Here is a 25,643-nt window from a genome sequence, read left to right as displayed (position 1 = left end):
CGAACTGCACGGTAACACCGTCTCAGCGGATGGAGCGTCGCTCTGGGCGAGTGAGTTGTCGTGCTGACTTGTCTCCGCTTCCGATGGTGAGGGCCGCGACGAGGATCCCGATCAGGACACCGATGAGGGTGTCGCCGATGCGACTGATCGCGACGGCGGGAGACAGCTGTCCGGCTATCCCGGTCAGGAGCAACGCCATCGGGGTGATGGCGATCGTGGTGAGGGCGTAGTTCCTCATGACGAGGAGTTCGGCAACGATCTGCAGAGCGATGATGGCCACCGTTGTCGGCCAGTATCCGAGCGCACCTGCAATCAAGGCGGCGGCGATCACCGCGCCGCCGACATTGCCGAGTAACCGCTGAATACCGCGCTCGACCGTCGTGTGAAAAGTGATGCCCTGCATGGCGGCCATTGCGCCCATGGTCGCCCACAACGGATGCTCGAAGCCGAAAGCAGTTGCGCACCATGCTGCCAGCAACGAGGCGAGAACGATGCGGGCCGCGTTGACCACCAGGGCGCGTGATGTCAACGAGCGCACGCCGACGGCAAAGAAGTTCTCAGGCGTAGCGGCGAGCTCGGCGGCGCGCATCGGCAACGTGTCGTACCTGCGCATCTTTCGCAGTGCGCGCTCGTGAGCGAGGAGTTCGGCTGCATGAGAGGGATCTTCGCCACGTGCCCAGGCGTCGAGCAGGTTCTCGGCGTCGTCGAGGAGAGTGGTCAGCCCGAGGCTGTGTGCACGCGGCCCCTGCCGTGCGTTGAGTGCAACGATCAGGCGAGCGCGTTCGAGCGCTGCTCGGGCGGTGCCGTCTTGCCTCGAGTCGGTGGCCGCGAGAGCGCGGGCGACCGCGAGTTGCGCGGGCCCGACCGGATGCAGCAAGGCCGGGAGCATTGCTGCCACCCATCCGATGGCAGCGCCGATGGACACCGAAACGAACACTTCGGCCACGTCCCCGGCGGCATCCGCGAACCCGACGGCAGCGGTCGACGCGAACACGAGGATGACCGGGCCCGGTCCGGTTATCGAGAAGGCCGACAGGACAAGTGCCGCGATGCCGGCCGTCAGGGAGATTGCGACTATCTCGAGGGCAGAGGAGTCCGTCATCGTGCCGAGCGCGGCGCCCACTGTCGCCCAGAGAACTATCGAGCCACCGACCAGCGCCAACTTTCCTGCGCGCCGTGGGTACGGCTCGTGTCGCGCGAAGGCGCTGCACAGGGCGCCCAGCGCAGCGAAGCCGGCGAGTTCGGGCCTGCCGAGAATGCCTCCACCGATGAGAACGACGGCGATGGCTGCGCCGACCCGCAGGGCCGGCGCGATAGTCGCATCGGCCTGCCCGAGCGTCATCGCCTGGCGCCAGGCCGCTCGCGAAGCGGCGTGGGCGAGCGCAGAACGGGTGCGGGCGATTCGGGTAACGGAAACAGGCACCCTGATACTTTATAAGTATTTTACTAGTGAAGTAAATACTGCCGCCCGTGACCAGGGCCGTAAGGTGGATGTCATGACCTCGGTGCAGAAATCTGGCGGAGACTTCGTCGATCAGGTCCGCCGCGAGTGGGTCGCCCTTTTTCCGGACACCGACACTTCGCCGATCGAAGTTCTCGCGCGAATCGGCAGGATCGCTGCCCAGGCCAACCACCTACTCGATTCCACCCTCGCGCCGAGCGGAGTGTCGCGGGCCGAGTTCGACGTCTTGAGCGCGCTGCGCCGAGCCGGAAGACCACTACGAGCGAGCGAAGTGACCTCGGTGACGATGCTCAGTGGGGCATCCACCACCAAGATCTCGGAACGTCTGGTGAAGGAAGGGTTGGTCGAGCGACTCCGCCTGGACCGCGACGCGCGAGTTGTGCTGTTGCAGCTCACCGCTACCGGAATCGAATTGGTCGACACCGTCTTTCCGCTGCGACTCGCACGTGATCGCGAACTGCTCGTCGGGCTGAGTCAGGATGAAACCGAGGCATTGGCACACCTACTACGAAAGGTCGCGCTCGAGGTCGAGTAGCGCGACTCTTCGCATGTGAGTGGAAAGCCCTCGCCGAGAGCTGATTCCACTCACATGCGAATTCCTAGACGGTGCAGAGGGGCTGTATGCCCGCCGCTCCGCCCGGTGTCGGCGAGGTGAGTATCAGGCACGAGTTGTAGCCGAGCGATTCGGCGACGGCACGGATTTCACGGAACTTCTCCGGGCTCGCTTCGGATGAGCGGGAGAGGACGAAACCCGAAGTCCGGAACGGATCTCCGACGAATGCCCAGGAGTAGTCGTCCGCGATGTAGGCGACGATGTAGTTGGTCGGCCCTTCGGGGTTCTCCTGGGTCGGTACGCCCGGAAAGCTCACGTGCAGCTGGGCATTCGTCACCGTGTCGTTGACGCGGGCGTTGCCGAGAATGTAGTTCTGCTCCCCGTTCCAGGTGGTACACGTGTTCTCCACGCGCACGTTCGCCGGATCGATCAGCGTGTACTTGGCTTGTGTGTCGCGCGCGCATTCGAGGTTGAACGGCTGCGGTACGGCGGCAATTTGATTCCAGGTGCCCTGGTATTCAGCGACATCGAGGGATGGGATGGGGGCGAGGGGTTCGAATCCAGCCGAACCCGACGGGGCAGGTGCTGCCTGCGCGATTCCGCCGGCGAGCAGCATCCCCGTGGCGCACGCACCGGCAACGAGTGCGCGTGTGAGCATCGAATGTACCTTCATGGATTTCACTCCTTTTGTCCCACCAGTTCGGTACTGCTGGAATCGAATGTGTTCGGCCACCATATCCCCGGGCCGATGAGGGTGAACAGGGCTGGAATGACCAACGTGCGCACCACGAAGGTGTCCAGCAGAATGCCGAGGCCGACGATGATGCCGAGCTGAGTCAGTGTGATGAGCGGAAGGACGCCGAGCACGCAGAACACTGCGGCCAGCACGATGCCTGCACTCGTGATGACACCACCCGTTGCTCCCACCGCGCGCACGATGGCCGCCCGAGTGCCGTGGCCGGGCGTCTCCTCCCTGGTACGCGTGACGAGGAAGATCGTGTAATCGACGCCGAGGGCGACCAGGAACAGGAAGGCGAACAGCGGAACGTTGTCGTCGAGAGCCGGGAACCCGAAGATGTGCAGGCTCACCCAGCTACCGATGCCCAGGGCCGCGAGCGCGCTGAGAACCGTAGTGCCGACGAGTACCAGCGGCGCGACGACGGCACGAAGCAGCACGAGCAGCACGGCGAGAACGACGATCAGGATGGCGGGCACGACGACGAGCCGGTCTCTGGCGGCGGCGTCACTGGTGTCGAGGGCTTGGGCGTCACTGCCGCCGACGAGCGCCTCGGCATCGGGAAGGTCCTTCAGCGAACCGCGTAGGTCCTCGATGACGGCGAATGCTTCCTCGGATGCGGGCGGCGAGTCGGATACGACGGACCATCGAGTCAGGCCGGTACCGGAGTCGGCGCCACGGGTGAACGAGGTGACGGCGTCGTTTGCTGCCAGTACGGACTCGATCTCGGCAGCCGAATCGGTCTTCCCGATCACTGTCGTCGGATCTGCCAGACCTGCGGGGAAGTGCTCGGAGAGTGTTTCGAAGCCTTCGACGGATTCGGCGGATACCCGGAACTGCTCGGTCTGCGACAGGCCGATTCCGGTTCCGAAAAGCGCGCCGGCACAGGCGAGGAGCGCAACGATCGTGATCGATGCCGTGCGGGCAGGATGTCGTGACACTGCTGCCGCGATCGAGAACCAGGCCCCGGAGGTGGCGGTGTCGCGATCGTCAGGGCCTGGGATGAAGGGCCAGAACAACTTCCGTCCGAACAGTGCCAGTAGGGGAGGGAGGACGAGGAGGACGAACACGGCTGCGACGACGAGGCCTGCGGCTGCGAGTGCACCCAGGCTGCGGGTACTGGGCAGGATTGCCAGTAGAAGCGTCAGCAATGCCAGCACGACGGTGGCGTTGCTGGCGAGAATTGCAGGCCCGGCGTGACGGACGGCCCTGGCAAGTGCGCGTCGATGGTCGGGCTCGGCGCGCAACTCTTCCCGATATCTCGAAATCAACAGCAACGCGTAATTCGTACCCGCTCCGAAGACCAGAACGCTGGTGATTCCGGAGGTGGAACCGTCGAACGACAGGCCGGTCACCTCGGCTAGTGCTGTTCCGACGGAGGTGGCGACGCGATCGCCGAAGCCGATGACGAGGAGCGGAACCAGCCACAGGACAGGCGATCTGTACGTCACGATGAGAAGGATCGCGACCACGAGTGCGGTGACCGCGAGAAGGGTGAAGTTAGCGCCGGAGAACGAGTTCGCAATGTCGGCGCCGAATGCCGGCCCGCCGGTCACCTGCGCGTCGAGGCCGTCGGGAAGGCCGTCGACGGCAGCGGTGCGAAGCGAGGTGACGAGGTCGTCGAGTGTGAACCCGGACAGCGAACTGTCTATCGGAACCAGGCCGAGCGTTGCCTTGCCGTCGGGTGCCGGCACGAGCGGAGGCGAACCGGTGTCGGTGCCTGCGGCGGCCGCGGTCCGATCGAGGGCTTGTTGTGCGGCCGCCAGGTCGGCTTCGGACAACGCTTCGCCATCGGATCGACTGACAACGAGTATCGCCGGTGCGGTGTCTGCGCCGGGGAATTGGGTCAGCAACTCGGTGACCTGGGCGGACTCAGCTGCGGGTGGCACCGAGGACGGTGCGCTCCCGGCCGAGTCGTTCTCGCCGACGAGGGCCATGAACCCTAGCGAGAGCACCAGGACGGCAAGCGCGACTGCCCACGACCGGCGTGAGGTGACAATCCGGGCGAATCCGATCCAGAAGCCGTCGTCGCGGCGTGAGCTGTCCACAGGCAAACAATCTCACTAACTGAGACATTAATCAACCGGCAAGATCAGCCGTCGGGCGTGCGGATAGTCTGAGCGCATCTTCGAAGAGAGAGGACCGCAGTGGCCGATCGAAGCGAGTTGGAATCGAAAATCTCCTCCGACGTACGTGCGCTGTCCGCTGTCTCCGAGGAGATCGGGCGGGCCTTCGGAGCGCAACACGAACTGCGACACAACGATTTTCGTGCACTGCTCCTGATCATGGTCGCCGACGTCGAAGGCACGCCGCTGACGACGGGCGAACTCGGCGCTCGGCTCGGGTTGTCGTCCGCAGCCATGACGTACTTGGTCGAGCGGATGATCGAGTCGGGTCATATACGACGAGAAAAAGACGAACGTGACCGTCGAAAAGTGATTCTCCGCTATGCCGACCACGGCATGGCCGTCGCACGTGAGTTCTTCGGTCCACTCGGTATGCGTACCAATTCCGCGCTTGCCGATGTGCCCGACTCGGATCTTGCTGCGGCTCATCGAGTTTTCGTCGCTTTGATCGGCTCGATGCGTGCGCATCACGAGGAACTGCTTCCGCGAATCACCTGAGATCTCGGTGTTCGATTCGCCTTCACTATGCGGGACGGCCCGAGTAACGTAGGGTTGATCGAGGTTGAGCTAACAGCCGTTGTCGGGGGAGACGCCCTGGCTGTCTCAGCCGTTAGCGGAACTGATGTTCACATTCGACTGTCACCGCTCTCGTACCGTTTCCCTCCCGATCGAAAAGACGATGGGATGGCTATGACTGTTACTCCACGCGGTGTCGAAGACGACGCAACCGCACACAACCAGGCCGCAATGAATACTCATGCCACAGCAGACACCTCGGTATCCGTGGCTGCTACCGGCGCAATCTTTCGAGCCGTACCGTTCGGCTCGGCTGCGCTCGTTGTCAGCGTGCACGGCGACATCGATATCCGTAGTGCACCGATGCTGACCGAGTTCGCATCCACCCGCATCGACGCTCACCGGCATCTCGTACTCGACCTGTCCGATGTCGGCTTCTTCGGCATCGCCGGCCTTTCCGTCTTCAGTGCGCTCGACAGTGCGACCGAAGAAGCAGGGTCGAGCTGGTCGCTCGTAGAAGGACACCCGGTACATCGGTTGTTGGAGGCTGCGTCTCTTCAACCTGCCGTGCAGGTCTTCGATCGAGTTGCCGACGCCGTCGAAGCAGCATCGAAGCGCTAACGTTCCTCTCGATCTCGGGTGACCAGCTCCAGCAAGGAGCTGGTCACCTTTTTTCGTATCCGGCCTAGCGGGCCCTGCTGACCCAATGCCGCTCGCGCAGCGTTCATCCCAGCTGCTCCGTGAACTCCTCCTCCAGGATGCGCAGAAGAGCTACCGAGGAACAGCCCCTCGACGACGGTTTCCGAACGTCCGAGTCCGGGTGTCGGGCGAAAGATCAACTGCTGCTGCAACTGTGCGGTTCCGCCGTTGACCGCGCCGCCGTAGAGATTGCCGTTCTCGGCCATCAGATCGGACGGACGCTGGACCACCTCGGCGATGATCGACCCACTGAACCCTGGTGCGTGTTCTTCGAGCACATCGCGTACCCGGTCGGCGACCGTATCGGCCGACGCGTCGTCGCTCACTCCGCGCGGCAAATGCGTGTACGCCCAGGCGCTCTCGGTGCCCGCCGGCGATCTGGAGGCGTCTGCCGTGGTCATCTGCCCGAACAGCATGAACGGACGTTCCGGGAGCACCCCGGTGGTCAGATCGGCCAACCATCGGACCAGGCCGTCGTCGTCGGCGCCCAGATGCACGGTCCCGGCACCCGAGAGGCTTGCCGAGCGCCACGGGATGGGTCGGTCGAGGGCGTAGTTGACCTTCACCACCGGGGTGTCCCATTCGAAGTTGCGGAGATCCTCGTGCACCCGCCGGGGTACCGCGTCGGCCGGAAGCAAGGAACCGTAGAGCATCGGTGCGGAGACGTCGGCGATCACGGCCCGACGGACGAACACCGTGTCTCCACCCTTCGTATGAACCGCTGACACACGTCCGCCCGCGACATCGATGCGATCGACCGGGCTGCCGCAACGCAGTTCCGCCTTGCCTGCACGGCTCACGAGCGCGCCGGCGAGCTTGCTCGCGCCACCCGTCGGCACTGGATATCCGACGTCCTGGGCCAACATCGTCAGCAGATACCCCATCGCACCGCTGACGGGCGCGTCGGAAGGGGCGTCACCGTGCATGGCATTGCCCAGCAAGAGGCACCTGGCGGCCTCACTCCGGAAGAGTTCGTGCGCCATGATGCGTGCTGGTAGAGCCATGAACCGCCCGAACCGCAGTGTGTCCGCGGCACCCAAGGTTCTCGCCAACGACGCAGCGGCGCGCACCGGCGGAAATGGTCCGAAGAAGGCATCGAGCATCGGTTTTCGGATCTTCGTCCACTGATCGAACAGGTCGAACCAGGCATCACCGTCGCGACGGTCGTATTCGGCCAGAGCTGCGGCGGTATCGGCGACGTCGTTGTGGACGACGGGGGCGGACTCGTCCATCGAGGAGCGTGCGTGGCCGTAGACGGTGGGCGAACGCGACCACCGCAGGCCGTGATGCTCGAGGTCGAGTGAGGTCATCACGGGCGACGCGGCCCCCAACGGATAGAAGGCACTGAAGAGATCACTGCTGAATCCTGGTATGAGCTCGGCACTGCGGACAGCGCCACCGGCTTCGGGGCCTGCCTCCAGAATCACTACGTCCCAGCCTGCGTCTGCCAGCGCAGCCGCGGCTACGAGTCCGTTGTGTCCGGCGCCGATCACCACGGCGTCCGCGGAGCGAAGTGTCATGAGTCCTACGGTACGTCTCGGTGCAGACACTACGGTCGTGATGTTTGGCGCTCGGAGACCTGGGCACCCCCTTCAGATGTCGACGAGCAGTGAGCGCGAGCATATGCAGACGGATTCGGTGAACGATGCGGTATCCGCAGGGGCGCCTGTCGAGGCTGCGCGGGACGCGTCGGACCTGGAGTCGGGGGCCGAGCCGACCGAGGCCCGGTTCGTCGGTGTTCCGAGAGTGGACACCGAACCCGATCCGCTCGACGATGCAGGACCTTACGTTGTCGTATCGGTGGATCAACGAGGCGCCGATATCGACACTTTCGATGCCCGGGGCGTCGCGACGAGTTCGGTGACGGTCGAGTCCGACACTCCGCCACGACGCCGCGCAGGTGAGAAGACCGTCGCCGAGATCGTCGCCGAGATGTACGACACGAAGACGGTCGAGCAAATTTTCGTGGTGGGCGTACTCCCCGTGCGTCCACAGCTCGTGCAGAGCTTGCCCGCGCGAGTGCTGAACGACGTCATCGAGCTCGAAATCGGTTCGAGGGCAGACGGATCCGACTCCGATCTGATCCGCTCGGCCGTGCAGGAAGTACGAGATCGACAGGCGCTACTTGCGCGAGAGCTATGAGCGAAGCGCGTGGGCGCCATGAAACCTGGGCGCGATGAAACCTGGGTGCGATGAAAGCAGTGGAAGGCACCCATGTTTCGAAGCATCTTGCTCGCCGCCCGGCCGTCACATGAGCTTGGTCGACTCGAGTTCGCGCAACAGGTTCTTGTTGTAATCCATCAACGGCCGCCGAAGCACGAACCCCAGCAGCAGTATCGGCACGATGAACAGTACGAGCCAACCCAACGCCATCCAGTAGTCACCGTCGTAGACCCCTGCGATGGCTGAGCGGATCGCGTCGACGGCATGCGTCCCCGGTAGGAACGGGCTGATGTTCTGGAACCACTGTGGGAGCACCTGCAATGGGTATGCGCCCCCGGAACCGGCGATCTGGAAGACGAGTAGAAGTACCGACAGCGCTTTGCCCGCATTGCCGAATGCTACGACGAACGTGTACGTGATCAGCGTGAACACGAGGGAGCTCACCCAGGCGGCAAGTATCAGCAGCCACGGGTGTGCGGGCTCCACCTGGACGAACAGGATCAAGCCGATGCTGACGAGTGTGCTCTGCGCGAACCCGACGAGTGCGAAGATCCCGTAGCGCCCGATGTAGGTCTGATCGGGAGTCAACGACTCTCCTTGCGGCAGCGCGCCCACCGGCACATCGACGCGGATCGCCACCGACGCCAGTAACGCGCCGACCCACAATCCGAGCATCAAGTACAGCGGGGTCATCGCACTACCGAAGCTGGCCACGGCGAACACCGGCACCCGCTCGAGCTGCACGGGTTTCGACAACGAGGTGGCCAGCATCCCCGGGTCGTTGCCGATTGCGTCGGTGAGTGCGCGGAGGTCTCCCGTGTCGATGGCCTCCGCCAACGCCATGGACAGTCCGTCGAAGCGGTCGGCCGCATCCGTGAGGGAATCAGAGACCGACGAGGTCGTCGACTGTGCCTGTGCGAGACGATCGAGAAGTTTGTCCGTACCGCCGGAGAGTGTCGCCGTAGCAGTGGACAGGTCGTTGCCGACCGTCGCTATGCCGTCGTCGATCGAGGACAGTGTGGAGCCGAGGGCCTCCAGCTTCGGCCTCAGGCTGGTGTCGTAGGCATTCTTGGCGCTCTCGATGGCCTCCCTCGCGTCAGCCACCAGGCCGAGTGCCTCCTGGCGGGCGGCGCCCGTGTCGGCGTTGTTGTTGCGCAGTTGCAACGCCGCGTTCTCGAGGCCGTCCTGCAGCGCATGCTGGCGCGCGATGGCGTTGTCGAGCCGTGAGACTACGAGGTCGAAAGCGCCCCTGGCGATGTCGGGGATCAGCGGCGCGACCGTGGCCACGGCACTGTCACGCGCGCGGACATATTGATCGACCTGCGTCTGTACCCGTGCTGCCAACGCCTCGACGGTGTCCGCGCTGCTGCTCGATTGGTCATCGAGTGATGCATAGACGTCGTCGATGCGGTCCGACACCGCTTGATAGCTCGCGTCGCTCGCCGACAGCGCGCCGCCGAGCGAACCTGCCGCCGAGGTCAAAGTCGACGTCAGCGAACGTGCGGCATCTGCACCGCCGCTGATGGCGTCGGAGGCCTGCTGCAGCGCGCGTCCCGAAGACGCGGCCAGGTCCGAGGCGCTTGTCACCAGTGGGACGCTCGATGAGATCAGTGCGGTGAAAATATCCGCGGTGCCTGCGCCCGACCGGAGCTGCGCCGCGACCTGACCGACTCCCGCCTCGAGGCGGGACAAGGCGGCCTGGGTGTCGGGGTCGTTCAGTTCCTCGGAGAGCGAGGAGATGATCCGTAGTCCTACTTCACCGAGCGTGGCGGCGAAGGCCTCGTTGATGTTCGTCGACACCTCGGTCGCGCCCTGTTCGGTGATGTTGGGGGCGAGCGCGTTCTTCTTCTCGTTGGTGTAGTACTCGATCGCGGTCCGCTGACCGCCGTCCTCGTAGAACGTCATCATGTCGGTGCTGAACTCCGGCGGTAGCACGAGGGCGGCGTAATACTCGCCCGACCTCGTGCCTTCGATCGCGTCGTCCCGTGAGGTGATCACCCAGTTCAGATCGTTGTTCGCCCGCAGCGCGGAGATTGCCTGCTCGCCGATGTTCACCCGTAGCGGGATGAGAGCACTCTGGTACCCCTCGTCGGTGTTGGCCACCGCGACCGTGAGGTTCTTGGTGTTGCCGAACGGGTCCCAGGTGGCAATGACGTTGAACCACGTGAACAGCGAGGGGATCATGACCAGCCCTGCCAGGACGATGATCGCCATCACGTTGGTGGTGCTGCGACGCAGGTCGCGGCGAACGAGCGTCCAGGCGTTCCTCACTCGCGCTCACCCCGTTCGACTCGCTCGTCGGAATCCACGTCGGGTGTCTCCCTCTCCTCATCCATCTTCGATGTACTCGGGAACGTCGCATCGTGCCCGGTGCCGGTACGCACGAGCACGCGGCGCAGTTCGGTGTCGGACATCTCACCCAGTTCTTCGGCGAAGCCGATACTCTGCTCGATGTATTCGAGCGTCACGAGGAAGCCGATGACGAGCAGAGAGAACAGCACCCAGAGGCCGAGGAGCGGGGCCTTACCGCCGGGGATCAGCCACGCGAGGAGTCCGAGGGACAGCATGACCATGAGGGTGACGGCGAAGGTGGCCCGCAGCACAGTTGGATAGTTCTGCCTGAAGCGACGTGCCCTGGCCCTGACGACCCGCCGGTATCGTCCCCCGTTCGACAGTGCATGGATGATCTGCGGCAGCTGGTAGCGGCGCCCGGTGATGTGAACGTCCTCGGTCACGAACAGCTGCGTGGTGGCGATCCTGCGGCTGAACAGTAAAGCGAAGTTGCCGAGCCGGATACGGAGGACGAGCCCGAGGAGGAACGACAGGGCGACGAACCCCGCCAGAGCTGCCATGTTCTTCCAGTAGTGGTCACCGTAGAAGCCGCTGATCGTCTCCCGCATGGCGTCGATACCGTAGGTGAACGGGAGAGCGGGGTACAGGGCGCGGAAGAACCCCGGCATCAGTTCGATCGGATACAGGCCCGCAGCGCCGGGGATCTGCACGATGACGAGCAGGATGCACAGCCCCTTGCCCACATATCCGAGGGCGACCGAGAGCGCGTAGATGATGCTCAGGTACGCCGACCCGATGAGCACGCTGGTGGCCACGAACGCGAGAGCACCGACCGTCTCCACGCCGATGACGAGGTTGCCGATCGAGAGGACCAACGCTTGGACGACGCCCATCGCGGCGAGCAGCATCCACCGCCCGAGATAGGCCTGCCTGACCGTCAGCCCGTCGATCGACTCTTCATCGACTTCGAGCTTGAAGATGACCACGAGCACGAACGCGCCGATCCAGAGCGAGAGGTTCGCGAACAGGGGTGCCATCGCAGAGCCGTAGGCCGCGACCGGGAACACCGGGTGTTCGTCCACCTCTACGGGCGATGCCATGAACTGCGCGATCTGTTCGGCATCGAGTCCTGTCAGTGTGCGGAGCGTGTCCCAGGCGTCCGCCGTGCTGAGCGCGACCACATCCGTCCGCACACGATCGAGTCCGGCCTCCACCCCGGCGAGATTGCCGTCGAGCGAGTCGAGTGCCGTCGACGTCGCATCGAGTTGGACGCCGAGACTCGTGAGCAGATTCTGCGCCTGCCCCAGCTGTGCGCGCTGTGAGTCGATCGCCGAGGACAGGGCCCCCGCGCTTGCCGACAGTCGCGACATCGCGCCGTTGAGTTCCGGCCCTGTCAGCAACAGAACGTCGCGGACGGACCGCGCCGAGGAACCCGCAGCCTGCGCGGCGGTGTCGATGGCGTCCGCCGAGCTCCGGATCGCCGTCGTCGCCTCGGCCACGACGGAGTTGAGTTGCTGCACGCGGGCGAGGATGTTCTGGTCGTCGGGGATGCGGTCCTGCAGCGCGGTGACAGCCTCGCTCAACCGAGCGGACAGCTCGGAATTCGGAACCGTCGCGGCCAGCAGCGCCTGGACTTCACCGAGTGCTTCGCCGGTTCTGGCGACGACCTCGTCGGCATCGTCCAGCCCGGAGCCGACTGCGACGCCTGCGCGCTCGAGCCCCGACGTCACCCTCGCGACCGACCCGTTCAGCGTCGACGCGGCGTCGGCCAGGAGCGTGGCGCCCGAGACGTAGGCGGTCGTCAACGAGCCGGTGAAGTCGGCCAGTTCCTGCTGCGCCTCGTCTGCGATCTCTCGAGCCTGGCCGACGGCGGTCTGTACCTCGCCCAGCGTGGCGTCGACCGTGCCGAGCGTGTCTCCCGCAGAACCGAGACCGCCCCGGGCGCTGGACAGCCCCTCCTTGATATCTCCGATCCGCTCGCGCGCCGACGCAACCGTGCCGACCGCTCGATCGAGCACGTCGACGGTGTTGTTCTGGGCGTCTTTCAGCCTGCGTTCGACATCGTCGCCGGTGTCGGTCAACTCCTCGGCGACCGCCTTGGCGACGACCGAGACGAAAGTGCTGTTGACCTGCGTGTCGAGGGTGGTTGCGCCGACGTCGGTGATTTTCGGAGCGACCGCGTTCGCCTTCTCGTTCACGTAGTACGTGAGGGTGGGGGGCGTGAAGGCGCCGGAGGTGATACTGAGGAGATCACGGGTGAAATCCGGTGGGATGATGATGGCGGCGTAGCTCGATCCGCTCCGGACCGCCTCCATCGCGTCGTTCTCGTCCATGAACTGCCACCCGAGTCGATCGTTCACTTCGAGTTGGTCGATCAGCTGACTGCCGACGTCGACATCACCCGTTGCGGTCGAGGTGCCACCCTCGTCCTGGTTCACGACCGCGACGCTGACGTTCGCAGTTTCCGAGAACGGATCCCAGAACGCCGCGATATTGACCCAGGCGTACAGCGATGGGGTGATCATGACGCCGAGGATGACGATCCACGCTTTGCGCACGAGCGCGAGCCGTCTGACATCTCGCGAGAACACGCGAAAGACGTTGCGCATCTATATCTCCCTGCGGGTCACGTCTCGGGGCCGAACGGCGATGCCGGACTGCCGGGGGAGTCGGTCTGGGCGGGTCGATCCTCTCGAACTGTAACCCTTACCGGTGGAGACGACATTTCGTTCGCCTACACCGGGCGAGCAGGCGCGATGGGCGTCACTGTCGACTTTGGCGGGGCCGGCAACGAGAATCCGCCGAAGCGCGCTCGATCAGGTGATGCCGGTGGTGAGCAGCGCGGCCAGTTCGGCATAAGCCTGCGAGTCTTCGAGCCCGGTGCGCTCGGCCACCTCGCGGCTCTGGATTCGAGCCATCGTCGTTGCAGTTACATCGGCAACGAAGACGGCGTGGACTCCGCGGACGTCCCCGGCCGAAGTGCCTTCGTCGATCAGTTGCTGCACGCGTTCGGCAGCAATAGCGGTGTTCTGCTCGTAGACCTCGCGGGCGGGGGGGAAGGCTGCGAGATCGTCCATGAACTGCGCCGACGCGGGTTGCAGTGCGACGCCGACCGCCGACAGGTACTCGGTCAGTCGCGCGCCGGTCCCGTCGACGGTGGCGATGGATGCCTCGACCCGGTCGGTTGCGCCACGGAAGAAGTGAATGGTCGCGGTCCGCACGAGCTCGTCCTTGCTCCCCGCCAATGTGTACAGCGTCGACTTGCTGCAGCGCAGGCGTGCCGCGATGTCCTCGAGCGTCAGGTGCGCGAATCCTTCGTCGAGGAACAGTGCGACCAGTTGGTCGAAGAGCTGGGCGCGCCGGACAGTCGCGTGAGCTGCGGTCATACCGCGAAATGGTACTGCACTCGACGCCGCAGTACTGTATGCAGTACCGTGAGCGTGATTGCAGTACTGTCCGTGGTTTCGTGAGGAGTGCCCAGTGCCCGTCGATCGCCTGCTGCCCACCGAGGAAGCCAAAGATCTCATCCAGCTCACCCGTGACGTCGCGGACAAAGTGCTCGCCCCGATCGTCGACGCACACGAGAAAGCCGAGACGTACCCGGACGGCGTGTTCGCTCAGCTCGGTGAGGCAGGGTTGCTCAGCCTGCCGTTCGCCGAGGAATGGGGTGGCGGAGCGCAGCCGTACGAGGTCTACCTCCAGGTCCTCGAAGAGTTGGCGTCGAGATGGGCCGCGGTTGCCGTAGCCGTCAGCGTGCACAGCCTCGCCTGCTCGCCGCTACTGGCATTCGGAACCGAAGAGCAGAAGCAACGCTGGTTGCCGGAGATGCTCGGTGGCTCGCAGATCGGTGCCTACTCCCTGTCCGAGCCGCAGGCAGGATCCGACGCCGCCGCCCTTACCTGCAAGGCGGTGCCATCCGGCGACGGATACTCCGTCACGGGAGCGAAAGCGTGGATCACCCACGGCGGCATCGCCGACTTCTACAATCTCTTCGCACGCACTGGTGAGGGATCGAAGGGCATCTCCTGCTTCCTGGTGCCCAAGAACCTCGACGGGCTCACCTTCGGCAAACCCGAGGAGAAGATGGGACTGCACTCGGTACCGACGACATCGGCGCACTACGACGGCGCCTACCTTCCAGCCGAACGCCGCATCGGTACCGAAGGGCAGGGCCTGCAGATCGCCTTCAGCGCGCTCGATTCCGGCCGTCTCGGTATTGCCGCGGTCGCCGTCGGAATCGCCCAAGCGGCCCTCGACGACGCGGTGGCCTACGCGAACGAACGCACGACGTTCGGCAAGAAGATCGTCGACCATCAAGGCCTCGGATTCCTGCTGGCCGACATGGCAGCCGCCGTCGACTCTGCCCGAGCTACATATATCGACGCCGCCCGACGCCGCGACAGCGGGTTCGACTACTCGCGAAGCGCATCCGTCGCCAAGCTCATAGCCACCGATGCCGCGATGAAGGTGACAACCGACGCCGTCCAGGTGTTCGGCGGATACGGATATACCCGAGACTTCCGTGTCGAGCGGTACATGCGGGATGCAAAGATCACGCAGATCTTCGAGGGCACCAACCAGATTCAGCGTCTCGTCATCGCGCGGGGCCTACGTTCGGCGGGTTAACCTCGGATATGGCCGACATTCAGCTCGAGACTCCAGCAGGTCCTGTTTCCGCTGCACTGGAAGTGCCCACTGGGGAAGGGCCGTGGCCCGGTGTCGTGATCGTGCACGACGCATTCGGACTGAACGAGGACACCAGAAATATCGCGCGCCGGTTCGCCGATCAGGGCTATCTTGCGCTGGCTCCCGACTTGTACAGCCGGGGCGGAATGCGTAAGTGCGTCGTCGGGGTCTTCCGTGCGCTTCTCGGACAGAGCGGCGCCGCCGTGGACGATCTGCTCGGGGCTCGGGAGTATCTGCTCGCGCGTGAGGATGTGACCGACAGCGTCGGGATCGTCGGGTTCTGCATGGGAGGTGGATTTGCTCTGCTGTTGGCGCCGAGGGGTTTCAGGGCGAGCGCGCCGTTCTACGGCGTCTCGCCGAAAGATATGGAGAAAGCGCTCGACGGTGCATGCCCGATCGTCGCTTCGTACGGAAAGAACGATCCGAGCTTGATCGGTGCCGGCAAGAAGCTCGAAAAAGTGTTGTCCGACAAGGGAATCCCGCACGATGTGAAGACGTATCCAGGCGCAGGTCATGGTTTCGCGAACGCGCTGCCCGGCAACAGGAAAGCTGCGGTTCTACGACGGATCAGCGGTCTCGGCTTCAAAGAAGAGCAGGCCGAAGACGCCTTTGCCCGGGTGTTCGATTTCTTCGATCGACACCTTCACTGAAGCTCGGACACGGGCTGCTTCCCTTTGAGCCAGCGATTGGGGAGCCGTCCGACCAGTTCGCCGAGCGGATTGACGGCAGCGGAAAGTATCTCGACCGAATCCTGCAGGATGTCGACACTGACCCCCATGCGTTCCAGGTTCGGGGCAAGCGAAGCCAACGTCTCGGACAGGCTGACGAGCTGATCGAGGGGACCGCCCTTGGCCGTCAGGCGTTCGATGGCACCGCCCTCGGAGAGCAGTTGTTCGAGCAGGCCGCCCTCCTCGAGTGCGCGCTCGATGGCCCCGCCCTCCCTCGTGAGCCGATCGAGAAGACCATCCCCGGCCAGTAGACGTTCGAGGGGGCCGTCCTCGGCGAGCAACCTGTCGAGTGGCCCGCCTGTGGCGGTGACTCGATCGACGGGGCCGCCGTCGGCCAGCAGTCGTTCCAGCGTGCCTTCCTCCGCAGTCAATCGGTCGACGACACCACCGGGCGCGAGGAGTCGATCCAGCGGCCCACCTTCGCGAAGGGCGTTGCCGAAGGCGCGATCTTCCGAGGTCAGTTGCCCGAGTTGGGTGAGCAACTGCATGGTCCCACCCCGAGGATTGGCAAGGGAAGCGAGGTTCGACGGTTGGGCCGCGCCGGACTCCAGCACGAATCGGGTCGTGGAGAGGACCGTGCTGGTCACTTGCAGCGCAGTTTCCGTCATCGCGATCCCGGCACGCGCAGGGAATGTGATCGCCGACACCCAGTTCATGGTTTTACTGTAACCGCTGGAGACATCATGAAAGGACCTTCAAGCCGACCACACAGCCGACGATGCCCATCAGCAGCGCGACCTTGATCCACGACGCGGCCTCGTCGCCGGTGATCATTGCGTAGGTCACGGTGAGCGCGGCGCCGATCGCAACCCAGACCGCGTAGGCGGTGCCGGTCGGTAGCGTGCGCATCGCGAGCGCGAGACCGCCCATGCTGATCACGAGAGCGACCGCGAACACGATCGTCGGACCAAGTTTGGAGAATCCGTCGGACTTGCCGAGGGCCGTTGCCCAGACGGCTTCGAAGGCGCCGGAGACGACCAAAATCAACCAAGCCATGCGTACAACACTCCCATGCACCGTCTTGTCGCAGGCCGGGTACGGTGCGCTCGTCCGCTCGTCACAAAAGACTGGCACGACCGTACCGCAACGTACAGGTTCACAGGAACATCACAGCGAGCGTCCAGCGAGTGCGCAGGCGTCCGGTTCATGATGGTGGTGTGAGCCATCCTCCGCACGCTCGTGTACTGGTTGTCGACGACGAACCGACGATTCGGGAACTGCTGTCGGTCAGTCTCCGATTCCAAGGCTTCGAGGTCCAGACTGCCGCTTCGGGTCCGGAAGGTCTGGACAAGGCGAGAACTTTTCGCCCCGACGCGGTGATCCTCGACGTCATGATGCCGGGCATGGACGGCTTCGGGCTTCTTCGTCGACTACGGGCAGACGGCGTCGACGCACCAGCGCTGTTTCTCACCGCCCGTGATTCCGTCGAGGACAAGGTGAGCGGACTGACTCTCGGTGCCGACGACTACGTCACCAAGCCGTTCAGCCTCGAAGAGGTCGTTGCTCGCCTGCGCGTCATTCTTCGGCGGTCGGGAAAGACGGAAGAGACGCCGCCGTCGCGAATCTCTTTCGCGGACATCGAACTCGACGACGACACTCACGAAGTGTGGAAGGCAGGCGAACCGGTTTCGCTCTCACCCACCGAGTTCACACTCCTGCGTTACTTCATGGTCAATGCGGGCACGGTGCTCAGCAAGCCGCGGATTCTCGATCACGTGTGGCACTACGACTTCGGCGGTGAGGTCGGGGTCGTCGAATCGTACGTGTCCTACCTGCGTCGCAAAGTCGACACCGGGGCCCAGCCTCTCATCCACACCCTTCGGGGCGTCGGCTACGTCATGCGGCAGCCGCGGTGAGACTTCGCAACATTCCACTGCGATTCACTCTGGTGGCGGCGCTGCTTCTACTCGTCGCTGCCGGCCTTCTGGCGTCGGGACTCGCTGTGACGTCGACACTCGAGACCTCGCTGGTCCGACGTGTCGATCAGTCTCTCGTCGAGGCATCCCGCACCTGGGCCGAACCGCGGGGTCTCGACGGCCCGCCGCCGCCGCCGCCGTCGGCGTCGAAAGGTCGACCGCCGAGCGACTTCTACGTCGACGTGACCGACCCTGCGGGGCAGTCGAGATTCGTGCTGACACCGGATGCAGACATCGGCGTTCCCGACACCGACGGTGTCCCGATCGGAACTCCGGTTACCGTGGGGTCGAAAGGCGGCGGCACCGAATGGCGTGTGCTGACGATCAGCAACCAGAACGGTTCGACTCTGGTCGCACAGCCGCTCATCGCGGTCGAAACTACCGTAGACAGATTGATCGTGCTCCAAACGATCATCGGCGCAGTGGTTCTCGCAGTGCTTGCCGTCGTCGCATACTTCGTCGTTCGCCGCAGTCTGCGGCCGCTCGTCGAGGTCGAGGAGACTGCCGCCGCGATCGCGGCCGGTGACCTGCACCAGCGCGTTCCCGAACGCAGTGAGCGCACTGAGATCGGCAAACTGTCGGCGGCCCTGAACGGAATGCTGACACAGATCCAGCGTGCCTTCGCGGCCAGTGCAGCATCGGAGGAGGCGGCACGCGCCTCGGAGGACAAGATGCGACGCTTCGTCGCCGACGCGAGCCATGAGCTGCGAACGCCGTTGACGACGATCAGAGGATTCGCCGAGCTCTACCGCCAAGGCGCCATGAGCGATATCACGTTGCTGATGAACAGGATCGAGGGTGAAGCGGCCAGGATGGGCCTGCTCGTCGAGGATCTGCTGATGTTGGCGCGGTTGGATGCTCAGCGGCCCCTCGAGATGAACACCGTCGATCTGCTGTCCGTGGCGACCGACGCAGTCCTCGATGCCAAAGCCGTATCTCCGGAACGCACAATTTCCCTGAAAATGCTTCCTGGGCCTGGTATTCCAGAGGTCAGCGGCGACGATGCCCGGCTGCGTCAAGTGCTGGGAAACTTGATGAGCAATGCGATCCGGCACACCCCCGCGGAAGCCGAGATCACGGTCTGCGTCGGAACCACCGACACGACTGCGATGGTGGAAGTACGCGACACCGGTCCTGGACTGTCGGCAGAAGAATCCGCGCACGTCTTCGAACGGTTCTATCGCGCCGATTCCTCACGCACACGCGAAAGCGGTGGCAGCGGACTCGGATTGTCGATCGTAGCCGCATTGGTCAGCGCACACGGCGGGACCGTGACCGTCGACAGCACACCGGGCCAGGGCGCGACCTTCCGCGTCGAACTACCGCGCGTCGACGGGTAGGGCCGCGCTACTTCTTCTTTCCCCTGCAGAGCAGCACGACCAGGGCGCCCGCTACCGATACCGAGGACGTGAACAGGACTGCGGAGTTCCAGCCTTCGACGAGCGCGGCAGGAGAACTCGTTCCTCGCGGCACCGCCAACACCGCAACCACGGTCACCCCTACCGCAGATCCGACATAGCGGGCGGTGTTGTTCGCGCCGCTGCCCATCCCGGCACGTCCGGCCGGGACGCTCGCGACCGCTTCACGTCCGAGTGCTGCGTTCAATACTCCGCTCGCGACACCTGCGAACAGCAGGCCCGGGAGAAGACGAAGCCAGGTCGAGTCGACCGAGAGACCGAGCAGGGCGAGTTGTCCGATCGCAACGCCGATCAGACCTGCTGCCAGTTGCACACTGCCGGTGACGCGGGCTGGAATATGTCGTGCGAGAAGGGCTGTCACGACGGACGTAGCAGACCAGGCGAAGAGCAACAGGGCCGCGCCCAACGCATCGATGTTGTAGGCGTTACCGAGAAATCCGGACATGAACGACATCAGCGCGATAATCCCGGCACCGGTGACGACAGCCGCGACAGTAGCTGCGACGAACGCCGGTTGGGTGAACAGTTTCAGATCGAGCATTGCTGCGCGACTTCGGTGTTCGACGACGACGAAGACGATCAACAGCACCGCCGATACCGCGAAGAGACTCAACGGCAGAGGCCGCGCCCATCCTTGGCGCCCTTCGACAAGGGCAGCGAGAAGAGCACTCAACCCGAACGCCAGCAGAAGCGCGCCGGTGGGATCGAGTCCACGAGGGGTATCCGACGTCGACTCCCGCACGAGTCGATTCGCGGCGACGGCGAGCAGAGCCGCTACGACCGCGACGAGCCAATACGCGTCGCGCCACGTTGCCAGCCGATCGAGCGTCGCGACCAGGAGCGGGCCGAGTGCGATTCCGGCGCCGAGGCTGGCGCCCCAGACACCACTGGCGTGTGCCCGTCGTGGACCTGCCGGGTGAGTATGCGCAATGATTCCAAGGCTCGACGCGATCACGGCGGCGCCGCCCAGCCCTTGCAGCACGCGAGCAAGAACGAAGATCACCGTATTCGGCGACACGGCGCACATCACCGACGCGACGGCCAGCACGAGCGTGCCGAGAACGAACGTGCGACGCCTCCCGAAATCGTCGGCCAGCGTTCCGGTGGTGAGCAGTGCTGCACTGAGCCCGATGCTCATGGAACTGAGAATCCAGGTCTTACCGGCGGTGTCGCTGCCGAGTGTGGCGGCGGTGGAGTTGATCGTCGCAAGCGGCGCGGTGAATGCGACGAGAGTGAGCAGGGTGCCGAGGGCGGCGATCGAGAGAGACCGTCGTTGGTCGACGGCAGAGTCGGTCAGGGTCACGATGTGTGCTCGGCCGATCAGGTAGGAACGTTGGCGCCGTGGCCGCACTCGCGGAGCGCGGCACGCAGCTTCTCCGCGGCCTCGTCCTGCGACTGCGGTGACGGGTTCGGGTCTGCTCCGGAGATGTCGAAGTTGCGCATGTCGTACGCAGGGAACACGTGCAGGTGTAGGTGCGGAACCTCGAGCCCGGCAATCAACAGACCGGCCCTCGGTGCATCGAACGCCGACCGCACCGCTGTGCCGATGATCTGGGCGACTGCCGTGATCTTGGCGAAGGTGGCGCCGTCGACGTCCTGCCACTGGTCGATTTCCTCGCGAGGAACGACGAGCGTGTGACCTGGAGTGACCGGGGCAATAGTCAGAAACGCCACGACATCCTCGTCCTGCCACACGAATCGTCCCGGAATCTCACCGCTGATTATCTTGCTGAAGACCGATGCCATAGTTGCAAGGATAGGCGGATCACAGCTGATTGCCAGCTCGGTGGCAGGGACGTCGCAGGTCGAGGCCCGAACCTGGTGCCATGACATCGAACTCACTACTTCGAGCCGGATGGAACGAAGAATACGGCCGAGAGTCGAACTCGACGGCCACCGCCACACTCGAGGTGGTCATTCCCGTGTACAACGAGGAAGACGATCTCGAACAATGCGTTCGACGGCTACACGAACATCTCGATGCGAACATTCCCTTTCGCGCCCAGATCACGATCGCCGACAACGCCAGCACAGACCGGACCCTCGCCGTCGCACATTCCCTGGCCGCAGACATCGACGGAGTCCGCGTCCATCACCTGAACGACCGGGGACGCGGGCGTGCGCTGAAGGCAGCGTGGTCGGCGTCCGAAGCCGACGTCGTGGCCTACATGGACGTGGACCTCTCCACCGATCTCAATGCGTTGATGCCGCTCATCGCACCGCTCGTGTCCGGACACTCCGACCTCGCGATCGGATCTCGACTCAACCGATCCTCGCGGGTGGTGCGTGGCGCGAAACGCGAAATGATCTCACGGAGTTACAACCTGATTCTGCGCACATCGCTACGCGCACGTTTCTCGGATGCGCAGTGCGGATTCAAAGCCATCCGGGCGGACGTCGCCCACGAGCTACTGCCGCTCGTTCAGGACACCGGTTGGTTCTTCGACACCGAACTGCTCGTCATCGCCGAGAAGGTCGGACTTCGTATTCACGAAGTTCCGGTGGATTGGGTCGACGACCCCGACAGCAGCGTCGACATTCTCGACACTGCAATCAAGGATCTGCAGGGGTGCTGGCGGGTCGGGAGAGCCCTCGCCTCCGGCGCCCTGCCGATCGCCGAGTTGCGCACAAGCCTCGGACGGGAGCCTCTGGTGCGAGGTGTGCCGCACGGCATGGTCGGACAGCTGGTCAGGTTCGGCATCATCGGGGTGTCGAGCACCGCAGCGTACGCACTGCTGTATCTGATCCTGCATCCACTGATCGGTGCGCAGGCCGCGAACTTCTTCGGCCTACTGATCACCGCAGTGTTCAACACTGCGGCAAATCGAGCCTTCACGTTCGGGATTCGTGGCTCCAAAAGCGCAGGCAAGCATCAGATTCAGGGATTGATCGTCTTCGCCTTCGCCCTACTCCTGACCAGTGGTGCACTGGCGTTACTGCACGCGTGGGTACCAGGAGCATCCCGGCACCTCGAACTTGCCGTTCTCGTGGTGGCGAATCTCGTCGCAACGGTATGTCGATTCGTCGCCCTCCGTTGGGTTTTCCGTACCGGCGGAGAGGCGGCACAGTGAGGGCGTCGAGTCGCCGCTGGGAGTGGATCGGTCTCGGCGCGCTCCTCGTCGGCACTGCCGTCGCCTACATCTGGGGCCTCGGAGCGTCCGGCTGGGCCAATTCGTTCTACTCCGCTGCAATACAGGCAGGGTCGGTGTCCTGGAAGGCGTTCTTCTTCGGCTCTTCCGACGCGGCGAACTCGATCACCGTCGACAAACCACCGATGTCACTGTGGCTGATGTCGCTGTCGGTTCGAATTTTCGGACTCGATTCGTGGGCGATGCTGATTCCACAGGCGTTGCTCGGTGTCGGTTCCGTGTCGTTGCTGTGGGCAACGATTCGAAGACAATTCGGTTCTGCAGCAGGGCTTCTCGCAGGTCTGACGCTGGCGGTCACTCCCGTTGCTGCCCTGATGTTCCGCTTCGACAACCCCGACGCGCTGCTCGTACTACTGATGGTCGCGGCGGTGTGGGCGTCGATGCGTGCAGTCGAGGACGGCCGTACTCGATGGCTCGTGCTCACCGGCGTATTCGTCGGCTTCGGATTCTTGACCAAACAGTTGCAAGTGATGCTCGTGATCCCGCCGATCGCGCTGGTCTACCTGTTCGCAGGCCCACCGAAGCTCGGTCGGCGGCTCCTACAGTTGTTCGCCGCCCTCGGTGCCGCGATCGTCTCCGCCGGCTGGTGGCTCCTGATCGTCGAGCTGTGGCCCGCGTCGTCGAGGCCGTGGATCGGTGGCTCACAGAACAATTCGATCCTCGAACTCACCTTGGGTTACAACGGACTCGGTCGCCTGAGTGGTAACGAGACCGGCAGTGTGACTCCGGGCGGTGCAGCAGGTCCCGGGACCGGCGGCGCAGGCGGCGGTATGTGGGGTGAAACCGGCATCACCCGCATGTTCGACGCCTCTCAGGGAGGTCAGATCGCGTGGCTGATTCCGTCCGCACTGATTCTTGTCGTACTGGGAATTATTCTGCGCGGCAAAGTCGGTCGAGAAGATCCGCAGCGCGCAGCGCTGGCAGTATGGGGACTGTGGTTGCTGGTGACCGGATTGACGTTCAGCTTCATGGCCGGCATCTTTCACTCGTATTACACAGTTGCACTTGCCCCAGCGATCGCCGCCTCGATCGGCGCAGGCAGTGTGCTCGCATGGCGCAATCGCGATCGGTACTGGGTCCGGATCGGCATGGCGGTGGCCACCCTCGCCGCGGTAGTGATGGCATGGGTTCTGTTGGGGCGCAGCGCCGACTTCCAGCCGTGGCTTCGCTGGACGATCCTCGGCGTCGGCATCTCAGGGGCAGTGCTCGTACTGATTCCGGCCATGACACGCGGAAAGCTGGCGCTCGCCTCGATTCTCGCCGTGGTGTTCGCAGGACTGGCAGGTCCCACCGCCTACACCGTCGACACTCTCGCAACCCCGCACACCGGTTCCATCGTCTCCGCCGGACCCGATGCCGGCGGGATGGGAGGCTTCGGTGGCGGTATGCGCGGTGACCGCGACATGCGTGAGGGTGACCCAGCCAGACAACCCCCGGGCGCTTTTCCGGGCGCTTTTCCGGGCGCGGAAGCATTTCCCGGCGGCGGGGGAGGTGGTTTGCTGTCGGCGAGCACACCGACCGAGGCCATCATCTCGCTTCTCGATGCCGAGGCGCAGTCTTACACCTGGGTCGCGGCAGCAGTCGGCTCCAATACTGCCTCCGGCTACCAACTGGCCACCGAGGACCCGGTCATGGCGATCGGTGGATTCAACGGCAGCGACCCGTCGCCGACGCTCGCCGAATTCCAGCAGTACGTTGCCGACGGCGATATCCACTACTTCATCGCAGGCGGCGGTATGGGTGGCAACAGCACCGGAACTTCGTCCGAGATAGCGGAATGGGTGGCGGCCAACTACACCGCGACCACGGTGGACAGCGTCACGTTGTACGACCTGAGTAGCTGAGTTTTCGCTCCGAGCGGGTCGAGCCGATACTCTTGTCCACTGTGCGCGTACTCGTCATAGGTTCCGGTGCTCGTGAGCACGCCCTCCTCCTTGCTCTGAGCAAGGACCCCAAGGTCAGCAAGCTGCTGGTCGCTCCAGGTAATGCAGGGACGGCGAAGCTCGCCGAGCAACACCCCGTCGATGTCGCCTCGGGTGCGGCGGTCACCGAACTGGCTCGCACCCTCGAAGCGGATCTGGTCGTCATCGGCCCGGAAGTTCCGCTCGTGCTGGGTGTCGCCGACGCATTGCGCGAGGCCGGGATCGCCACCTTCGGACCATCTGCAGCAGCTGCTCGTATCGAAGGCTCGAAGGCGTTCGCCAAAGACGTCATGGCTGTGGCGGGCGTCCGAACAGCGCACAGTGAGATCGTCGATTCACCCGCGAAGCTCGATGCGGCACTCGACCGATTCGGACCCAACTGGGTTGTCAAGGACGATGGGCTCGCGGCAGGCAAGGGCGTCGTGGTCACCACCGATCGGCTCGTCGCCCGCGATCACGCCGCCGAACTCCTCGAAACCGGACACCCCGTTTTGCTCGAATCCTTCCTCGACGGACCCGAGGTGTCGCTGTTCTGCCTCGTCGACGGCGAGACGGTGGTGCCACTGTTGCCGGCGCAAGACCACAAGCGTGTCGGCGACGGTGACACCGGACCTAACACCGGCGGCATGGGGGCGTACACCCCGCTTCCGTGGCTTCCACAGGCCGTCGTGGACCAGATCGTCAGCGAGGTCGTTGAGCCCGTCGCCGCCGAGATGGTCAAGCGCGGCTGCCCGTTCTCCGGTCTGCTGTACGCGGGCCTCGCGATCGGCGTCGACGGCCCCGCAGTGGTCGAGTTCAACTGTCGCTTCGGTGATCCCGAGACGCAGGCAGTTCTCGAATTGCTCGATTCTCCTCTCGGTGAGGCGTTGAACGCGACAGCTACCGGGACGCTGGCCTCCTTGGCGCCTTTGCAATGGAAAGACGGCGCCGCGGTCACCGTCGTCCTGGCTGCGGAGAACTACCCCGGCCGTCCGCGCACCGGAGATGCGATCACCGGCGCCGAGGGCCGTGGCGTTTTCCACGCAGGTACCGCGACGCACGAGGGCAAGGTCGTCTCCGCGGGCGGCCGGGTGCTCAGCGTAGTGGGTTCCGGCGCCGATCTCGCTGCTGCCCGGGCGGATGCGTACTCGAAGATCGAGTCGATCCGGTTGCCGGGTAGCCACTTTCGCACCGATATCGGCCTCACAGCCCTCGAGGGGCGCATCTCTTTGTGAGGCCCGTGAATTTTGCTCCACTATTGCGCGAAATTTCCCGATTTCGGTAGATTTCGCACAATA

At 64.3% G+C, this 25,643-nt stretch carries 22 protein-coding genes and 1 riboswitch; of the genes, 11 read left to right on the top strand and 11 right to left on the bottom strand.

What is annotated here, in order from left to right; all coding sequences use genetic code 11:
* Positions 1 to 22: 22 nt before the first annotated feature.
* The gene (locus tag ABIB36_RS01875; protein WP_354558977.1) at positions 23 to 1,423 is read right to left on the bottom strand and encodes an FUSC family protein; all 1,401 of its coding nucleotides are present in this window, start codon (positions 1,421 to 1,423) and stop codon (positions 23 to 25) included.
* A gap of 73 nt (positions 1,424 to 1,496) precedes the next feature.
* On the opposite strand from ABIB36_RS01875, the gene ABIB36_RS01870 reads away from it, so the two are divergent.
* Positions 1,497 to 1,997 carry a MarR family winged helix-turn-helix transcriptional regulator gene (locus ABIB36_RS01870; protein ID WP_084347111.1) on the top strand — a complete coding sequence of 167 codons (501 nt, stop codon included), beginning with the start codon at positions 1,497 to 1,499 and terminating at the stop codon, positions 1,995 to 1,997.
* 64 nt (positions 1,998 to 2,061) lie between these two features.
* On the opposite strand, the gene ABIB36_RS01865 is transcribed toward ABIB36_RS01870, so the two are convergent.
* Both ABIB36_RS01865 and ABIB36_RS01860 read right to left on the bottom strand, forming a co-directional pair.
* Positions 2,062 to 2,688 (bottom strand): lipocalin family protein, encoded by a 627-nt coding sequence (locus tag ABIB36_RS01865; protein WP_179142304.1) that lies wholly within the window; start codon positions 2,686 to 2,688, stop codon positions 2,062 to 2,064.
* Between the two features lie 5 nt (positions 2,689 to 2,693).
* A complete protein-coding gene (locus tag ABIB36_RS01860; RefSeq protein WP_354559290.1) occupies positions 2,694 to 4,688 on the bottom strand; it encodes an MMPL family transporter in 1,995 nt (664 codons plus the stop codon).
* A gap of 210 nt (positions 4,689 to 4,898) precedes the next feature.
* On the opposite strand from ABIB36_RS01860, the gene ABIB36_RS01855 reads away from it, so the two are divergent.
* Positions 4,899 to 5,375, top strand: a complete 477-nt coding sequence (locus ABIB36_RS01855) for a MarR family winged helix-turn-helix transcriptional regulator (RefSeq protein ID WP_084347025.1) — start codon at positions 4,899 to 4,901, stop codon at positions 5,373 to 5,375.
* Positions 5,376 to 5,567: 192 nt separating this feature from the next.
* A complete protein-coding gene (locus ABIB36_RS01850) occupies positions 5,568 to 6,014 on the top strand; it encodes an STAS domain-containing protein (protein ID WP_354558976.1) in 447 nt (148 codons plus the stop codon).
* Here ABIB36_RS01850 and ABIB36_RS01845 read toward each other — a convergent pair.
* Entirely contained in the window at positions 6,011 to 7,612 is a 1,602-nt protein-coding gene (locus ABIB36_RS01845) for a phytoene desaturase family protein (protein ID WP_084347026.1), read from the bottom strand. The genes ABIB36_RS01850 and ABIB36_RS01845 overlap by 4 nt on opposite strands.
* Before the next feature lie 76 nt (positions 7,613 to 7,688).
* Between ABIB36_RS01845 and ABIB36_RS01840 the strand changes: the two genes are divergently transcribed.
* Entirely contained in the window at positions 7,689 to 8,234 is a 546-nt protein-coding gene (locus ABIB36_RS01840) for a baeRF2 domain-containing protein (protein ID WP_143542133.1), read from the top strand.
* Positions 8,235 to 8,339: 105 nt separating this feature from the next.
* Here the strand turns inward: ABIB36_RS01840 and ABIB36_RS01835 are convergent, their stop codons facing one another.
* The 3 genes from ABIB36_RS01835 to ABIB36_RS01825 form a co-directional block, all read right to left on the bottom strand.
* Complete coding sequence (locus ABIB36_RS01835; RefSeq protein ID WP_354558975.1) at positions 8,340 to 10,526, bottom strand: YhgE/Pip family protein; 2,187 nt, start codon at positions 10,524 to 10,526, stop codon at positions 8,340 to 8,342.
* Positions 10,523 to 13,156 carry a YhgE/Pip domain-containing protein gene (locus tag ABIB36_RS01830; RefSeq protein ID WP_084347029.1) on the bottom strand — a complete coding sequence of 878 codons (2,634 nt, stop codon included), beginning with the start codon at positions 13,154 to 13,156 and terminating at the stop codon, positions 10,523 to 10,525. The genes ABIB36_RS01835 and ABIB36_RS01830 overlap by 4 nt, the downstream gene beginning before the upstream one ends.
* A gap of 207 nt (positions 13,157 to 13,363) precedes the next feature.
* The gene (locus ABIB36_RS01825) at positions 13,364 to 13,933 is read right to left on the bottom strand and encodes a TetR/AcrR family transcriptional regulator (RefSeq protein WP_084347030.1); all 570 of its coding nucleotides are present in this window, start codon (positions 13,931 to 13,933) and stop codon (positions 13,364 to 13,366) included.
* Positions 13,934 to 14,027: 94 nt separating this feature from the next.
* On the opposite strand from ABIB36_RS01825, the gene ABIB36_RS01820 reads away from it, so the two are divergent.
* Both ABIB36_RS01820 and ABIB36_RS01815 read left to right on the top strand, forming a co-directional pair.
* Positions 14,028 to 15,173, top strand: a complete 1,146-nt coding sequence (locus ABIB36_RS01820; protein WP_354558974.1) for an acyl-CoA dehydrogenase family protein — start codon at positions 14,028 to 14,030, stop codon at positions 15,171 to 15,173.
* An 8-nt stretch (positions 15,174 to 15,181) separates the two neighbouring features.
* A complete protein-coding gene (locus ABIB36_RS01815) occupies positions 15,182 to 15,883 on the top strand; it encodes a dienelactone hydrolase family protein (RefSeq protein WP_354558973.1) in 702 nt (233 codons plus the stop codon).
* Here ABIB36_RS01815 and ABIB36_RS01810 read toward each other — a convergent pair.
* Both ABIB36_RS01810 and ABIB36_RS01805 read right to left on the bottom strand, forming a co-directional pair.
* The gene (locus ABIB36_RS01810; RefSeq protein WP_084347033.1) at positions 15,877 to 16,617 is read right to left on the bottom strand and encodes an ABC transporter; all 741 of its coding nucleotides are present in this window, start codon (positions 16,615 to 16,617) and stop codon (positions 15,877 to 15,879) included. The two genes, ABIB36_RS01815 and ABIB36_RS01810, sit on opposite strands and share 7 nt — an antisense overlap.
* 25 nt (positions 16,618 to 16,642) lie before the next feature.
* Positions 16,643 to 16,957 carry a DMT family transporter gene (locus tag ABIB36_RS01805; protein WP_084347034.1) on the bottom strand — a complete coding sequence of 105 codons (315 nt, stop codon included), beginning with the start codon at positions 16,955 to 16,957 and terminating at the stop codon, positions 16,643 to 16,645.
* Between the two features lie 14 nt (positions 16,958 to 16,971).
* Positions 16,972 to 17,038: riboswitch (guanidine-III (ykkC-III) riboswitch) on the bottom strand.
* Between the two features lie 80 nt (positions 17,039 to 17,118).
* On the opposite strand from ABIB36_RS01805, the gene ABIB36_RS01800 reads away from it, so the two are divergent.
* Positions 17,119 to 17,817, top strand: a complete 699-nt coding sequence (locus tag ABIB36_RS01800) for a response regulator transcription factor (RefSeq protein WP_084347035.1) — start codon at positions 17,119 to 17,121, stop codon at positions 17,815 to 17,817.
* Complete coding sequence (locus ABIB36_RS01795) at positions 17,814 to 19,217, top strand: HAMP domain-containing sensor histidine kinase (RefSeq protein WP_502944860.1); 1,404 nt, start codon at positions 17,814 to 17,816, stop codon at positions 19,215 to 19,217. The genes ABIB36_RS01800 and ABIB36_RS01795 overlap by 4 nt, the downstream gene beginning before the upstream one ends.
* A gap of 7 nt (positions 19,218 to 19,224) precedes the next feature.
* On the opposite strand, the gene ABIB36_RS01790 is transcribed toward ABIB36_RS01795, so the two are convergent.
* A complete protein-coding gene (locus ABIB36_RS01790) occupies positions 19,225 to 20,598 on the bottom strand; it encodes an MFS transporter (protein WP_354558972.1) in 1,374 nt (457 codons plus the stop codon).
* Between the two features lie 17 nt (positions 20,599 to 20,615).
* A complete protein-coding gene (locus ABIB36_RS01785) occupies positions 20,616 to 21,041 on the bottom strand; it encodes an HIT family protein (protein ID WP_084347116.1) in 426 nt (141 codons plus the stop codon).
* An 80-nt stretch (positions 21,042 to 21,121) separates the two neighbouring features.
* Here ABIB36_RS01785 and ABIB36_RS01780 point away from each other — a divergent pair, with 80 nt between their 5' ends.
* The 3 genes from ABIB36_RS01780 to purD are packed head-to-tail and all read left to right on the top strand — an operon-like array spanning position 21,122 to position 25,580.
* Positions 21,122 to 22,366 (top strand): bifunctional glycosyltransferase family 2/GtrA family protein, encoded by a 1,245-nt coding sequence (locus ABIB36_RS01780; protein WP_084347036.1) that lies wholly within the window; start codon positions 21,122 to 21,124, stop codon positions 22,364 to 22,366.
* Positions 22,309 to 24,288: a glycosyltransferase family 39 protein gene (locus tag ABIB36_RS01775; protein ID WP_502944859.1), complete on the top strand. Its 1,980-nt coding sequence runs from the start codon at positions 22,309 to 22,311 to the stop codon at positions 24,286 to 24,288. The genes ABIB36_RS01780 and ABIB36_RS01775 overlap by 58 nt, the downstream gene beginning before the upstream one ends.
* Before the next feature lie 41 nt (positions 24,289 to 24,329).
* Positions 24,330 to 25,580, top strand: a complete 1,251-nt coding sequence (purD, locus tag ABIB36_RS01770; RefSeq protein WP_354558970.1) for a phosphoribosylamine--glycine ligase — start codon at positions 24,330 to 24,332, stop codon at positions 25,578 to 25,580.
* The last annotated feature ends 63 nt before the right edge of the window (positions 25,581 to 25,643 follow it).

It is taken from the genome of Rhodococcus sp. UYP9 (assembly GCF_040547235.1).
Classification (GTDB): Bacteria; Actinomycetota; Actinomycetes; order Mycobacteriales; family Mycobacteriaceae; genus Rhodococcoides.
Note: the sequence above shows the minus strand (reverse complement) of the source record. Positions and strands in the feature narration are given on the sequence as shown.